At 71.6% G+C, this 13,724-nt stretch carries 15 protein-coding genes and 1 riboswitch; of the genes, 9 read left to right on the top strand and 6 right to left on the bottom strand.

All coding sequences use genetic code 11. The features are described from left to right. The first annotated feature begins 46 nt into the window (after window positions 1-46). From ABZ194_RS10235 to ABZ194_RS10210, 6 genes are all read left to right on the top strand, one after another. Window positions 47-559, top strand: a complete 513-nt coding sequence (locus ABZ194_RS10235) for an FHA domain-containing protein (protein WP_355594457.1) — start codon at window positions 47-49, stop codon at window positions 557-559. Window positions 560-600: 41 nt separating this feature from the next. Next, on the top strand, window positions 601-1,236 hold the full coding sequence (locus tag ABZ194_RS10230; RefSeq protein WP_355594455.1) for a MerR family transcriptional regulator: 636 nt from the start codon (window positions 601-603) through the stop codon (window positions 1,234-1,236). A gap of 79 nt (window positions 1,237-1,315) precedes the next feature. Continuing rightward, window positions 1,316-1,786 (top strand): bifunctional nuclease family protein, encoded by a 471-nt coding sequence (locus ABZ194_RS10225; protein WP_355594453.1) that lies wholly within the window; start codon window positions 1,316-1,318, stop codon window positions 1,784-1,786. A 144-nt stretch (window positions 1,787-1,930) separates the two neighbouring features. Next, entirely contained in the window at window positions 1,931-2,551 is a 621-nt protein-coding gene (locus tag ABZ194_RS10220; RefSeq protein WP_355594451.1) for a MerR family transcriptional regulator, read from the top strand. Between the two features lie 15 nt (window positions 2,552-2,566). Further along, window positions 2,567-2,658: riboswitch (glycine riboswitch) on the top strand. 156 nt (window positions 2,659-2,814) lie between these two features. Further along, a complete protein-coding gene (gene gcvP / locus ABZ194_RS10215) occupies window positions 2,815-5,670 on the top strand; it encodes an aminomethyl-transferring glycine dehydrogenase (protein WP_355594449.1) in 2,856 nt (951 codons plus the stop codon). Between the two features lie 101 nt (window positions 5,671-5,771). Next, window positions 5,772-6,554: a hypothetical protein gene (locus tag ABZ194_RS10210; protein ID WP_355594447.1), complete on the top strand. Its 783-nt coding sequence runs from the start codon at window positions 5,772-5,774 to the stop codon at window positions 6,552-6,554. Window positions 6,555-6,577: 23 nt separating this feature from the next. Here the strand turns inward: ABZ194_RS10210 and ABZ194_RS10205 are convergent, their stop codons facing one another. Continuing rightward, entirely contained in the window at window positions 6,578-6,931 is a 354-nt protein-coding gene (locus ABZ194_RS10205; protein WP_355594445.1) for a hypothetical protein, read from the bottom strand. 86 nt (window positions 6,932-7,017) lie between these two features. Here ABZ194_RS10205 and ABZ194_RS10200 point away from each other — a divergent pair, with 86 nt between their 5' ends. Beyond that, window positions 7,018-7,653 carry an alpha/beta family hydrolase gene (locus ABZ194_RS10200; protein ID WP_355594443.1) on the top strand — a complete coding sequence of 212 codons (636 nt, stop codon included), beginning with the start codon at window positions 7,018-7,020 and terminating at the stop codon, window positions 7,651-7,653. 9 nt (window positions 7,654-7,662) lie between these two features. Here the strand turns inward: ABZ194_RS10200 and ABZ194_RS10195 are convergent, their stop codons facing one another. Both ABZ194_RS10195 and ABZ194_RS10190 read right to left on the bottom strand, forming a co-directional pair. Beyond that, complete coding sequence (locus tag ABZ194_RS10195; protein ID WP_355594441.1) at window positions 7,663-7,854, bottom strand: DUF5999 family protein; 192 nt, start codon at window positions 7,852-7,854, stop codon at window positions 7,663-7,665. A gap of 506 nt (window positions 7,855-8,360) precedes the next feature. Next, on the bottom strand, window positions 8,361-8,948 hold the full coding sequence (locus tag ABZ194_RS10190) for a TetR/AcrR family transcriptional regulator C-terminal domain-containing protein (RefSeq protein WP_355594439.1): 588 nt from the start codon (window positions 8,946-8,948) through the stop codon (window positions 8,361-8,363). 181 nt (window positions 8,949-9,129) lie between these two features. Between ABZ194_RS10190 and ABZ194_RS10185 the strand changes: the two genes are divergently transcribed. Beyond that, window positions 9,130-9,528: a hypothetical protein gene (locus tag ABZ194_RS10185; RefSeq protein WP_355594437.1), complete on the top strand. Its 399-nt coding sequence runs from the start codon at window positions 9,130-9,132 to the stop codon at window positions 9,526-9,528. 88 nt (window positions 9,529-9,616) lie between these two features. Here ABZ194_RS10185 and ABZ194_RS10180 read toward each other — a convergent pair whose 3' ends face one another. The 3 genes from ABZ194_RS10180 to ABZ194_RS10170 all read right to left on the bottom strand — a co-directional run bounded on the left by ABZ194_RS10180 (window position 9,617) and on the right by ABZ194_RS10170 (window position 12,738). Then, a complete protein-coding gene (locus ABZ194_RS10180) occupies window positions 9,617-10,978 on the bottom strand; it encodes an RNA polymerase sigma factor (RefSeq protein WP_355594435.1) in 1,362 nt (453 codons plus the stop codon). A gap of 196 nt (window positions 10,979-11,174) precedes the next feature. Next, window positions 11,175-11,513 carry a hypothetical protein gene (locus tag ABZ194_RS10175; protein ID WP_355594433.1) on the bottom strand — a complete coding sequence of 113 codons (339 nt, stop codon included), beginning with the start codon at window positions 11,511-11,513 and terminating at the stop codon, window positions 11,175-11,177. Between the two features lie 22 nt (window positions 11,514-11,535). Next, the gene (locus tag ABZ194_RS10170; protein ID WP_355594430.1) at window positions 11,536-12,738 is read right to left on the bottom strand and encodes an AMP-binding protein; all 1,203 of its coding nucleotides are present in this window, start codon (window positions 12,736-12,738) and stop codon (window positions 11,536-11,538) included. 143 nt (window positions 12,739-12,881) lie between these two features. Between ABZ194_RS10170 and menB the strand changes: the two genes are divergently transcribed. Then, a complete protein-coding gene (gene menB / locus ABZ194_RS10165) occupies window positions 12,882-13,721 on the top strand; it encodes a 1,4-dihydroxy-2-naphthoyl-CoA synthase (protein ID WP_355594428.1) in 840 nt (279 codons plus the stop codon). The last annotated feature ends 3 nt before the right edge of the window (window positions 13,722-13,724 follow it).

Genomic DNA, 13,724 nt, shown 5'->3' with positions numbered 1-13,724 from the left:
CTGAGTACCGTTGCCGCGTCTTCGCGGTAGGAGGCCGAGCCGATCGATGCCCAGCGTCTACTGCACGCAGTGCGGTCATGCCAATCCTGAGGATGCCCGTTTCTGTTCACGGTGCGGGTCGCCGCTGACCAGGACCGAGACCCCCGGAGACAGCACTTCCACGATCTCCCTCTCCGGGATCGAGGCCTACGAGGCGGAGACCGGAGAGACGCTTCTCGCCGAGAGGCAGGCGGTCGAGCAGTTGCCGCCGGGCACCGCCCTGCTGGTCGCCATGCGCGGTCCCAACGCGGGCAGCCGCTTCCTGCTCGACAGCGACCTCACCACGGTGGGCCGTCACCCCGAGAGTGACATCTTCCTCGACGACATCACCGTCTCGCGCCGGCACGTGGAGTTCTACCGGCGTGGTGGCGGCGTGTTCACCGTCCGTGACGTCGGCAGCCTGAACGGCACCTACGTCAACCGCGAGCGGATCGAGGAGGTTCCGCTGTACGGCGGCGACGAGGTGCAGATCGGCAAGTTCCGGCTGGTCTTCCTCACCCGTGGCGCCGCTGGAGGATGATGAGCTCCCAGGCGGCTCGTTCGCACATGAGCATCGGGGAAGTGTTGGCCCTCCTGCAGGGTGAGTTCCCCGACGTGAGCATCTCCAAGATCCGTTTCCTGGAGGGCGAGGGGTTGATCGAGCCGGAGCGCAGTCCCTCCGGCTACCGGAAGTTCAGCTACGCCGACGTCGAGCGGCTCCGCTACATCCTCGGTGAGCAGCGTGACCGCTACCTGCCGCTCCGCGTGATCAAGGACCGGCTTGAGGCCGCCGACCGTGACGAGCGCCCGGTCGCCCGCCCGCGTGCCGTCCCCGGCGACGTGACCACCGAGGTCCGCCTCACCCGCGAGGAGCTGCTGGCCGCCGCCGAGCTCGACGAGGAGACCCTCGCCGAGCTTGAGGACTTCGGCCTGCTGGCGGCCGTGGCCCGCTACTACGACGCCGAGGCCTTGGCCGTGGCCCGCAGTGTCGGGGCCCTGGCCGCCTTCGGGCTGCGCGCGCGTCATCTGCGGGCGGTCAAGGCCGCGGCCGAGCGCGAGGCCGGGCTCGTGGAGCAGGCGGTCGCGCCGCTGCTGCGCCGCAGGGGACCCGGCGCCATCGATCGGGCCGATGAGACGGCCAGGGAGATTTCCGGCCTCCTGCTGGAATTACACGCCTCCCTGCTGCGTTCCGGCGTGCGTGGGGTTCTGGGCCGGTGAGAACCTGACCAGCCACTCGTACCCCTACGAGTGTTACGTTGAACGAACCGGTCGTAATCCAGCGAAGACGGAGCAGCCCGTGTTGCAGATGGAGGTCGTGGGCGTTCGGGTTGAAATGCCCTCTAACCAGCCTATTGTCCTGCTGAAGGAAGCACATGGGGAGCGCTACCTGCCGATCTGGATCGGCATGGCGGAGGCGACGGCGATCGCCATGGCCCAGGCAGACGAGCCGCCGCCCCGGCCGCTCACCCATGACCTGTTCCGTGACGTGCTCGACGCGCTCGGTGTACGGCTGAGCACGGTGAACATCGTCGCGCTCCGGGACGGGATCTTCTTCGCCGACCTCGTGTTCTCCAACGGGGTCGAGGTGAGCGCCCGTCCGTCCGACTCCATAGCCCTGGCACTCCGCACAGGTGCCCGCATCTTCGCCAGCGAGGATGTGGTCAGGGAGGCAGGGGTGATCCTTCCCGACGACCAGGAGGACGAGGTGGAGAAGTTCAGGGAGTTCCTTGACACGATCACGCCCGAGGACTTCGGCCGCGCGGGGTAGGTATTTCGGTGCATTTACGCTTCACGACGCGCCGGGTAGGGTCGTTGACTGATCTTGGCCCCAGTCCTACGGTGCAAGTGAAACCCGCGGTCGTGCACAAACCCCCAGATCAGGCCGTGGGATGAGAGAAAGCCGGAGGTCCGCGTGGCGGTCAGCAGCGGCGAGGGTAGAAACGCCGACCAGGATGACCCGGAACGGCGCCAGTCGGCACGCCAGCGCGCGGGTGAAGAGGGTCTGCTGTTCGACGGGCAGCCGGTGAAACCGCCCGCCGACATCGGATACCGCGGCCCCACCGCCTGCGCCGCGGCCGACATCACCTATCGGCAACTGGACTACTGGGCGCGCACCGGCCTGGTCGAGCCCACGGTGCGGGCCGCGCACGGCTCGGGCTCCCAGCGGCTGTACGGCTTCCGCGACATCCTGGTGCTCAAGGTCGTCAAGCGGCTGCTCGACACCGGCGTGTCCCTGCAGCAGATCCGCATCGCCGTGCAGCACCTGCGCGACCGCGGCGTCAACGACCTCGCCCAGATCACCCTGATGAGCGACGGGGTGAGCGTCTACGAGTGCACGTCGCCCGACGAGGTCATCGACCTGCTCCAGGGCGGTCAGGGAGTGTTCGGCATCGCGCTCGGCCGGGTCTGGCAGGAGGTGGAGGGCTCCCTCGCGGATCTTCCCGGCGAGCGGGCGGAGTCAGGCCAGGGCCCTTTAGGCGAGCACCACGCGGATGAGCTGGCCCGTCGTCGGCGAGTTCGCCGCACGGGGTAAAGTTAGTCCAGCTGCTGACCCTGTGCGGGAGAGACCCCGACTTGATCGGGGCGCCGAAGGAGCAACCTCCCCGGAATCTCTCAGGCACCCGGTACCGCATGGACGAGGCGACTCTGGAAAGCAGGTGCGCCCGCCAGGCGCGTCTCACCGACGGTGAAAGCCCCCCTTTCGGGAGGCGAAGCTCTCAGGTCGAGGTGACAGAGGGGGAGATCCGGCATACGCCCGCGCCCAGCGCCGGTCTCCACCGCCTCGGGAGGCTTTTCATGACCGACCTTTCACCGCTCGGAGAGCTCATCTCTCCGCCGTTCGCCACCCGGCACATCGGGCCCGCGGACGCCGACCGGACCCGCATGCTGGAAGCGGTGGGATTCGCCTCCACCGCCGACCTCGTCGCGGCGACCGTGCCGGAGGTGATCCGGGCCGAGGAGCGGCTGAGGCTGCCCCCGGCGGCCTGTGAGACCGAGGCCATCGCCGAACTGCGCGCCCTGGCGGGGCGTAACACCCTGCTCACCTCGATGATCGGCCTTGGCTACCACGACACGATCACCCCGGCCGTCATCCGCCGCAACCTCCTGGAGAACCCGGGCTGGTACACCGCGTACACGCCCTACCAGCCGGAGATCTCCCAGGGCCGCCTGGAAGCCCTGATCAACTTCCAGACGGTCGTCTCCGACCTGACCGCCCTCGACGTCGCCGGCGCCTCCCTGCTGGACGAGGCCACCGCGGCCGCCGAGGCGATGACCCTGGCCCGCCGGGCCGGCCGTTCGGCCTCGAACGTGTTCGTGGTGGACGCCGACACGCTGCCGCAGACCAAGGCGGTGCTGCGCACCAGGTCCGAGCCGCTCGGCATCGAGCTGGTGGAGAGCGACTTCGGCGCCGGGCTCCCCGAGTGCTTCGGCGTGCTCGTGCAGTATCCGGGCGCGGGCGGCCGGATCAGGGACTTCCGCGCCGTGGCCGACGCCGCCCACGCCCGCGGCGCCCAGGTGGTCGCCGCCGCAGACCTGCTGGCCCTCACCCTGCTGGCCGCCCCCGGTGAGCTGGGCGCCGACATCGCGATCGGCTCCTCACAGCGCTTCGGCGTCCCGATGGGCTTCGGTGGTCCGCACGCCGCCTACATGGCGGTCCGCGACGGCCTCCAGAGGCAGATGCCCGGCCGCCTGGTGGGCGTCTCCCAGGACGCCGACGGGCGCCCCGCCTACCGGCTCGCGCTGCAGACCCGCGAGCAGCACATCCGCAGGGAGAAGGCGACCAGCAACATCTGCACCGCGCAGGTGCTGCTCGCGGTGATCGCGGGCATGTACGCCGTCTACCACGGCCCCGAGGGCCTGCGCCGGATCGCCCGGCGGGTCCACCGGCACGCCGTCGTGCTCGCCGCGGGCCTGCGCCAGGGCGGTGTCGAGGTCGTGCACGACGAGTTCTTCGACACCGTGCTCGCCCGAGTGCCCGGCCGCGCGGCCCGGATCGTCGCCACGGCCCGCGACAACGGGGTCAACCTGCGCCTGGTGGACGCCGACCACGTGGGCGTCACCTGTGACGAGCGGACCGAGTTCATCCACCTGGAACAGGTCCTGGCCGCCTTCGACGTCGCAGGCGCCGTGCTGACCGACCTGGACGCCGCCGCGCACGACGCGCTGCCCGGCGACCTGGCCCGGACCGGCGACTATCTCACCCACCCGGTGTTCCACAGCCACCGGTCCGAGACCGCCATGCTGCGCTACCTGCGCAGGCTCCAGGACAAGGACATCGCGCTCGACCGGTCCATGATCCCGCTGGGCTCCTGCACCATGAAGCTCAACGCGACCACCGAGATGGAGCCGATCACCTGGCCGGAGTTCGCCGGGCTGCACCCCTACGCCCCCGAGGACCAGGCCGTCGGCTACCTGGAGCTGATCAGGGAGCTGGAGAGCTGGCTGGCCGAGGTCACCGGTTACGACGCCGTGTCCATCCAGCCCAACGCCGGCTCCCAGGGCGAGTTCGCCGGCCTCCTGGCGATCCGCGCCTACCACCGGGCGCGCGGCGAGTCCGGCCGCGACCTCTGCCTGATCCCGTCCTCGGCGCACGGCACCAACGCCGCCAGCGCGGTCATGGCGGGCATGCGCGTCGCGGTGGTGGCCTGCGACGACAACGGCAACGTGGACCTCGACGACCTCAACGCCAAGATCGACAAGCACCGCGACCGGCTCGCCGCGATCATGGTCACCTACCCGTCGACGCACGGCGTCTACGAGGAGACCATCACCCAGATCTGCGAGCGGGTGCACGAGGCCGGTGGCCAGGTCTACGTGGACGGCGCCAACCTCAACGCCCTGGTCGGCCTGGCCAAGCCGGGTGAGTTCGGGGCCGACGTGTCCCACCTGAACCTGCACAAGACCTTCTGCATCCCGCACGGCGGCGGCGGCCCCGGCGTCGGCCCGGTCGCGGTCCGCGCCCACCTCGCCGACTACCTGCCGGGCCACCCGCTCCGCGGCGACTCGGCGGTCGGGCCGGTCTCGGCCGCGCCGTACGGCTCGGCGGGCATCCTGCCCATCTCGTGGGCCTACATCAGGATGATGGGCGCCGACGGTCTCAAGGCGGCCACCGAGCAGGCCATCCTGTCGGCCAACTACCTGGCCACCAGGCTCGCGCCGCACTACCCCGTCCTGTACACCGGCCGAGGCGGCCTGGTCGCCCACGAGTGCATCGTCGACCTGCGCCAGATCACCAAGGAGACCGGCGTGACCGTGGACGACGTGGCCAAGCGCCTCGTCGACTACGGCTTCCACGCGCCGACCATGTCCTTCCCGGTGGCCGGCACGCTCATGATCGAGCCGACCGAGAGCGAGGACCTGGCCGAGCTCGACCGGTTCTGCCAGGCGATGATCGCCATCCGCGGCGAGATCGACAAGGTCGCCTCCGGAGCGTACGACAAGACGGACAACCCGCTGCGCAACGCCCCGCACACCGCCGACTGCCTGGTCGCCGACGGCTGGGAGCACGCCTACGCCCGCACCGAGGCCGCCTATCCGCTGCCGTCGGTGCGCGAGGGCAAGTACTGGTCGCCGGTCCGCCGCATCGACCAGGCGTACGGCGACCGCAACCTCGTCTGCTCCTGCCCGCCGCTGGAGGCGTACGAGGACTGATCCGGCCACGAGATCCCCTCGTATGCCGGAGACGGACCGCGCCCCGAGTCGTTAGGCTCGGGGCGTTTCCTCACTCAGGAAGACCCCCGGAAGGACCCCGCATGCCAGAGGTGGACACGCGTCCCTTGGACACCGCGCGGAAGCTGGCCGAGGGCGGTGATCTGGACGGCGCCGCGGTGATCTTCGCGGAACTGGCCGCCGACCCCCAGGGGCCGGACCGGGCCCAGGCGGCGGTGGGACTGGCGGTGGTGCTGGAGGAGCGCGGAGACGTGGCGGGCGCCCGGACGGCCGCGCGCACCGCGCTGGCCACCGGCCACCCCGAGTTCGCCGCGCAGGCCGCCTGCCTGCTCGCCAGGAGTTTCGAGCGGGAGGACCTGACCGACCAGGCCCGCGCCGCCTGGCAGGCCGCGCTCGGCACCGGAAACCCCGCCTGCGTCCCGCTGGCCCACATGGGGCTGGCCAGGCTCGCCGGCGGGCGGCAGGAGGCGGAGACGGCCCTGAGGGCCGCGCTGGCCACCGGCGACCCGGAGATCGCCTCCCGGGCGGCCCAGTGGCTGGCCGAGCTTCTGCTGGAGGAGGGGGAGGCCGGGCAGGCCGCCGACGCGCTCCTGGACGCCCTCTCGGTGCCCGAGGTGGCCGACGTGGCGAGGCTCCGGGTGCTGCTCGGCATCGCCCACCTGGAGCTGGCGTGCGTGGAGCTCACCCGGGCGGTGGAGGAGGGCGGCGACGCCGGGACCGGTGCGCTGGCCATCGAGCTGCTGGCCCGCACGCTCCCGCTGAGAGGCCGTGACGAGGACGCCGAGCAGGTGTGGCGCTACGGTCTGGACAGCGCGGACGAGGACCTCGCCGAGGAGGTCAGGCTCCGCCTCGACCGCGGCGCCTGATCGGCACCCGCCGGGTGCGGCTCTCAGTCGCGGGCACGCCAGCGGCCGATCGCGTGGGCGAAGTTGATCGCCACGATGCCGCCCCAGGCCAGCAACAGCCCCGCCGTGCCCGACTGGCTCGCGATGGCGGTCAGCGGGATGGCGATGCCCATCGAGCCCAGCGCGATCGGAATGGCGGAGTTGGCGCCCTTGCGTGGTGGATGGGGCGGCTGGGAGTGGGGGTGGACGCCGGGATGCGGGGGGTAGACACCCACCCCCTGCATCTCGGCCCGCACCCGCGCGGCGATGGTCGCGTCGAGCCGCTCCACGAACGACTCGATCAGCGCGGCCTCGTATTCCGGGCCGAGGTCACGCCGGGCCTCGATGGTGGCGCGCATGTCCTGTCGGATATCTTGATGCTCCTGCACGGTGCGATTCTCCGCCCATCCGCGGTCCGTGACATCAGCCGATAGGACTAGATCCCGTGTCCACCCGAAGTACGGCCTCGTCCGTGGAGATCACCACCCCGCACGGCCCGGCCCTGGCGGAGATCGACGAGGCCCCGGGCCGGAGGTTCCTGCTGCTGCTCACCCACGGCTCGGCCGGGGGAGTGGAGTCGGCGGACCTGCTGGCCGTACGGGACGCGGTGACGGGGATCGGCGGGACGGTCGCGCGGGTGCTCCAGCCCTTCCGGCTGCGGGGCGCCAGGGCGCCGGGCCCGGTGGTCAAGCAGGACGAGTCCTGGACGGCGCTGGCGGCCGACCTCCGCGGTCGCTACCCGGGGCTGCCGCTGGTGCAGGGCGGCCGGAGCAACGGGGCCCGCGTCGCCTGCCGTACCGCCGTGGCGACGGGGGCCGAGGCGGTCGTCGCGCTCGCCTTCCCGCTCCACCCGCCGGGCAGGCCGGAGCGATCCCGAGTCGGGGAACTGCGCGCGGCGGGTGTGGACGTGCTGGCGGTGAGCGGGGAGCGTGACCGGTTCGGTGTGCCGGCGGCGGCGGACGCCTCGTGCCTGGTGGTGCTGCCCGGTGAGGGTCACGACCTCAACAGGGATCCGGCCAGGGTGGGTGAGACGGTCGCGCGCTGGCTTGACGCGAGGACGCGGCCGGGCTCCGGGAGGTGACGGGGGTGATCAGGCGACGCCGGCCAGCGGCCGGTGCGGTTCGATGACGGCGCCGTCGGGCAGAAGCTCACCGGTGTCCTCGAACAGCACCACGCCGTTGCAGAGCAGGCTCCAGCCCTGTTCGGGGTGGGATGCCGTCGTGCGGGCGGCTTCACGGTCCAGCGCCTCGGCGGACGGACAGGACGGCTTATGCGGGCACATCGGCGTGCCTCCGGATCTTTCTTGTCGGCTCGTTGGATCGACATCGGACAACCGGTGTACAACCGTCACCGATGGGATCCGCTCCCATCGTTCGACGGGGACGAGCATCTGGGTGGACGTATGGCAGCGCGGACCTCGAACGGGGTGAGGCTCGCACATTGTGTAGATCACGTGTGCGATTCAAGTGTGCGATCTGGTCGCGCCCTGCGACATAGCCCGTTAGGACTGTTTGCGAACGCTGAGGAATGGTCCCTCAAGGCTGTTCTAGGGTGTGACCTTTACCACAGCATGCCCCATAAACGAACATCTAGCCAGAGTGACACGCCGTCTGGCGGGTAAACAATTGGGTTATGGGTTTCCGGGGGCGCTCACCAGGGCAGTACGGCCCGGCGCCGTCGGCCGCGCCGGATCCGCGAAACCGGGCAGGGGAGCCGGCGGGAGGCCGGGTCCGTGAGCCGGATCGCCGCACGGACGCCCACGTCCCGGCACGGCCCGCTCGACCCGGATCACCGCGAGGCCAGGCCCGCCAGCAACGCGGTCAGGCCGAGTTCGAAGTCGGCGTCGGCCGCCGCCGAGCCGCCCCCGCGCGACGGGGGGAGCCAGGGCTCGCCGTCCTCGTCCATCGGCTCGGCCCACCCGGACTGCTGCACCTCCACCGCCACCGCGCCGAAGACGTAGGCCCGCAGCGCGCGCACGGCCTGTCCCGCGTCGGCGAGCCCCGCGTCGGCGAGCTGGTCGACCTGCTCCCTGACGGCGGCCGCGGTGCGGCCCCTGGGGGGTTTGGTGAGCGCCAGCGCCAGGACCCCCGGATGCTCCCTGAGCGCCTCCCGGCTCGCCCGGCACCAGGCCCTCGCGCTCTCCTGCCAGCTTCCGCGGGGCTCCACACGGACGGCGGTGACCTGCTCGGCGAGGGCGTCCATCAGGGCGTCCTTGCCGCGCGGCAGATGGTGGTAGACGGCCATGGCCTCCACCTGGAGCGCGTCGCCGAGCCGCCGCATCGTCAGCCGGCGCAACCCCTGGGTGTCGGCGATGTGCAGGGCGGCCTCGATGATGCGCTCCCTGGAGAGCGGGACCGGTGGTCGCTTGGCAGGCATGGGCCTCATCCTGGCACCGCTGACCTTACTGCGTAAAGGGCGCCACGCCGGACGGGCCGGCTCTTCCGGGACAGGCGTCCCCCGAGGCGGATCCCTGAGTGCGTGAGCCGGAGGCGGACGGCGTAGGCTACAGCCGTGATCTGCCGGGGTGTGTCCGGCGACGGGTGAGAGAGGGCGGACGATGGCGTTTTTCCGACCGAGGGTGAGCCGGGAGGCGGAGGTTCGCCACCACGCCGACCAGGAGGTCGGGAAGAGCTTCCCCGAGCTTCTGGAGAAGGCGCGCGCGGCCGAGGTCGCGCTGCGCCGGGCGCAGACGGCCCCGGCCTCCGTGGAGGACCTCAGGGCCGCTGGGCTGGCCTTCGACCGGGCGCTGACCGAGGCGCTGCGCGCGGCCGAGGCCGGTCAGCGGGCGACGTTCGGCATCGGGGCCTACGACGACCCGATCCGTCGCCGCAAGGGCAAAGCCACCCCCAAGGGCGCCGAGTGGACCGACGAGGTCGAGCGGCTGCGCACCCTCAGGGAGCAGAACCGCCTGACCGGCATCGCCCGCGTCCCGCGTCCGGTGACCGTGGTCCGCTGACCGGGAGAGGGCCGTCCGGCCTCCGGGCCCGGCCCCCGGGGCGCCGCCGCGGACGGGAACGTCGCGACGGCAACCCGGCGGGTGGTGGTCAGCTGGCCCAGTCGAGCAGCGGCCGGGTGTTGCTGGGGTGGCGCAGCTTGGAGAGGGACTCCTTCTCCAGCTGGCGGATGCGCTCGCGCGTCAGGCCGAGATGTTTGCCGATCTCGTCGAGGGTGTGGGGTTTGCCGTCGACCAGGCCGAAGCGCAGCGCCATGATCTTGGCCTCCCTGGGGGAGAGGTTGCCCAGCACACCGCGGAGCTGCTCGCCGAGGAGCTGGCGGTCCACCACCTCCGACGCCTCGGGCGAGTCGACGTCCTCGATGAGGTCGCCGATCGTGGTCTCGCCGTCGTCACCGATGGTGGCGTTGAGGCTGAGCGGCTGACGGCTGGTGCGGAGCAGCTCCTCGATCTGGTCGGGGGTCCGGTCCAGCTCCACCGCCAGCTCCTCGGGCGTGGGCTCGCGGCCGAGGCGCTGGTGCATGTCGCGCTCGATGCGTGACAGCTTGGAGAGCATCTCCAGTACGTGGACGGGCAGGCGGATGGTCCTGGCGGAGTCGGCGAAGCCGCGCTGGATGGCCTGGCGGATCCACCACATGGCGTAGGTGGAGAACTTGTATCCCTTGGTGTAGTCGAACTTCTCCACCGCGCGGATCAGGCCGAGGTTGCCCTCCTGGACCACGTCGAGCAGGGCCATGCCGCGGTCGGTGTACTTCTTGGCGACGGAGACGACCAGGCGGAGGTTGGCCTCCAGCATGTGGTCCTTGGCGCGGCGGCCGTCCTCGGCGACCCACTCCAGGTCGTCGCGGACGGCGGGGGACAGGGCGGGCTCGGCCTCCAGCTTGGCCTCGGCGTACAGGCCGGCCTCGATCCGCTTGGCGAGCTCGACCTCCTGGGCCGCGGTGAGCAGGGTGCGGCGGCCGATGGACTTGAGGTAGGTGTGCACCGAGTCGCCCATGACCGATGAGTGGTCGTCCAGGTCGACGGCGGGCTCGGCCTCCAGCTCCGCCTCGTCGGCGGCGCTCCACTCCTCGCGCTCCTGGTCGAGGCCCTCCGGGGCGCGACCGGCGTCCTCGCGGGCCTCGGGGGCACCGGCCGGTTCGGACGCGGCGGCCGGGGTCTTCTTCGCGGGGGCGGCCTTGGCCTTGCGGGTGCCCGGTTTGCGGGTGACGGTCTTGCCCGCGGCCTTCTTGGTGGCGGCGGCGAGCGTGGGCTCGTCCTCGGCCGCCAGGCTGACACCCGACTCGGTGAGCTCCCTCAGGATCGACCGGCCCTCGGTGGGGCTGACCCCCGCCTTCGCGAAGGCGCGACGCAGCTCCGCGAGGGAAAGGTGACCCTGGTCTCGCCCTCGGTCAAGAAGCTCTTCGAGGGACGTCGGGGCCTCCGGTGAGGTCGCCGCGGCGGTTTGGGGCATGAGGACACCTCCTCCAACACGGAGTCGTCTGCTTACAGGTTGTGGGGTGGGGCGGCGTGAGGCCGCTCAGCGCACCGGTATCAATAACCCCAACCAAGAACCTTATGTTCCCGACTTGACGCGGAAAATATGATGGACGGACCGCTTGGAGGCGGTCCGTCCCGTCCACGACGTCCCTGAGCGGCCCGGGACGGCCCTATTCGGACACGTCCAGTGACCTCTCGGCCATCGGCATGGGGAACGGCTCCGCCTCGCGCAGGCGCTCCTTCGTCCAGTATCTCGCGACGTGCGCGGGGTCGGGGTTGACCTCCCGGGAGACCACCGAGCCGTCCGGGGGCCGGGATGTGCGCGGTGCGGTCGCCTCGGTGTCGGAGGCGGGCGGTTCCGCCTGCCTCGCCGCCGGGGGCGCGGGGTTCACCGGTCCGTCGACCCCGCTCGTCCGGCCGGCTGTGGCCGCCGCCGCCACGGAGACGCCGCCGACGAGGATCGCGCTGACGACGCCGGCGGACACCCACGTTCTGCGGGTGATGTTCATCGGGTTCGTCCTTCCAGTTCGGCTATCTGTTTGACGGTCCGGGATCCGTTATGGTTCCCAGACCATAACGGAGGGCGGCGAGATCTGGCTTGCCGTTGGGCAAAAGTGGTATTTCGGTCATGACGACCAGCTCGGCCGGGGCCGCGTGGGCGGGAAGCCGTTCCTTGACGAAGGCGCGCAGGTCGGCCAGGGACGGAGGGGCGGCCGAGACCACGACGGCGACCACCCGCTCGCCCCACTCGGGGTCGGGGCGGCCGACCACCACGGCGTCGGTGATCGCGGGATGCTCGGCCACGACGGCCGCCACAGCCGGGGCCACCACCTTCTCCCCCCCCGTGTTGACGACGTCGTCGGCCCGGCCCAGCACGCGCAGCCGCCCGCCGGTCATCTCGCCGAGGTCGGAGGTGCGGAACCAGCCGCCGTCGCGGGCGGCGTCGGTCAGGTCGGGGCGGAGCCGGTAGCCGGAGAACAACACCGGGCCGGCGACGCGGATCAGGCCGTCGCCGCCGATTTTAAGATCTACATTGTAAAGGGGGTCGCCGTCGTAAACACACCCCCCGCAGGTCTCGCTCATGCCGTAGCCGACCACCACCCGCCCACCGGCGGCCCGCGCCGCCGCGAGCAGCCCGCCGGAGGCGGCGGCCCCGCCGAGCAGGACGGTCGTGAACACCGACAGGTCCGCCCGGGCCGCGAGCAGCCGGCGGAGCTGGGTGGGCACCAGTGAGACGTGCTGGGCGCCGCTGGTGAGCACCGCCTCGGGGGAGAAGCCGTCGTGCATGATCGGCTCCGTCCCGCCCAGCAGGGACCTGACGAGCACCTGCAGGCCGGAGACGTGGGAGGGCGGCAGGCAGCAGAGCCAGCGCTCGCCGGGACGGGCGTCCAGGCGGTGCAGCGAGGCCGCGGCGGACGCGCGCAGGGCCCCGGCCGACAGCTGAACCCCCTTGGGGACGCCGGTGGTGCCACTCGTGGCGACGACCACGGCCACCTCGGCGGGCACCCCCGTGCCGGAGGCGCGCCGTACCCCGTTGACGTGGGTGGGGGCGAGCGCGTCGAGCGTGGCGCGCAGGGCGGGGGCGGGCAGCGAGGGGGACAGCGGAAGCACGGCGGGGCCGTCGCCGTCGAGCGCCGCCCCGACGGCCCGGAACAACTCGGGCCCGGCGGGCAGTACCAGGGCGTTCAGCTCCCGCTGCCCGGAAGGCGACTCCGCGTGTACGGGTCCGTTCATCACAGTCGTAAGGTTAGTGCCGGGAAGCCGGGTGACGCCCAGGAGCATCCCGGCGCAGCGGAAGGGGCGAAGCGATCGTGAGCACGGAGCGGGTCGGGCCGGATACCGGCGGGCGAGCGGCGGCCGAGACGAGGCCCGTGCCGGTGAGTGTCCAGGCGCGTGCCGCCGGCTGGAAGCGGTCGGGCGACTACGAGGACATCGTCTACGAGACCGCCGAGGGCATCGCGAAGATCACGATTAACCGGCCCGAGCGGCACAACGCGTTCCGCCCGACGACGCTCTTCGAGCTCAAGGACGCCTTCAACGTCGCCCAGGAGGACTCCGAGGTCGGCGTGATCATCTTCACCGGCGCGGGGGACCGGGCGTTCTGCTCGGGCGGCGACCAGAAGATCCGCGGAGACGACGGCTACGTGGACAAGTCCACCCCGCACGTGGGCCGGCTCAACGTGCTCGACCTGCAGGTGCAGATCCGCCGCTGCCCCAAGCCGGTCATCGCGATGATCGCGGGCTACGCCATCGGCGGCGGTCACGTTCTGCACGTCTGCTGCGACCTGTCGGTCGCCGCGGAGAACGCCGTGTTCGGCCAGACCGGCCCGAAGGTCGGCTCCTTCGACGGCGGATACGGCTCCTGGCTGCTGGCCGAGACCGTCGGCCTGAAGCGGGCGCGTGAGATCTGGTATCTCTGCCGTCAGTACGACGCGGCGACCGCCCTCGACTGGGGCCTGGTCAACGCGGTCGTCCCCCTCGAACGGCTGGAGGAGGAGACCGTCGCGTGGGCCAGGGAACTGCTGGAGAAGTCGCCGCTGGCGCTGCGCATGCTCAAGGGCGCGCTGAACGCGGTGACCGACGGCGCCGCGGGCATGCAGCAGTTCGCCGGGGACGCCACCCTGCTGTACTACATGAGCGAGGAGGCGCAGGAGGGCCGCGACGCCTTCAAGGAGAAGCGCGCCCCCGACTTCGGCAAGTTCCCCCGCCGGCCGTAATGA

Origin of the sequence: Streptosporangium sp. NPDC006007, assembly GCF_040614315.1 — a bacterium.
Taxonomy (GTDB): domain Bacteria; phylum Actinomycetota; class Actinomycetes; order Streptosporangiales; family Streptosporangiaceae; genus Streptosporangium.
Note: the sequence above shows the minus strand (reverse complement) of the source record. Positions and strands in the feature narration are given on the sequence as shown.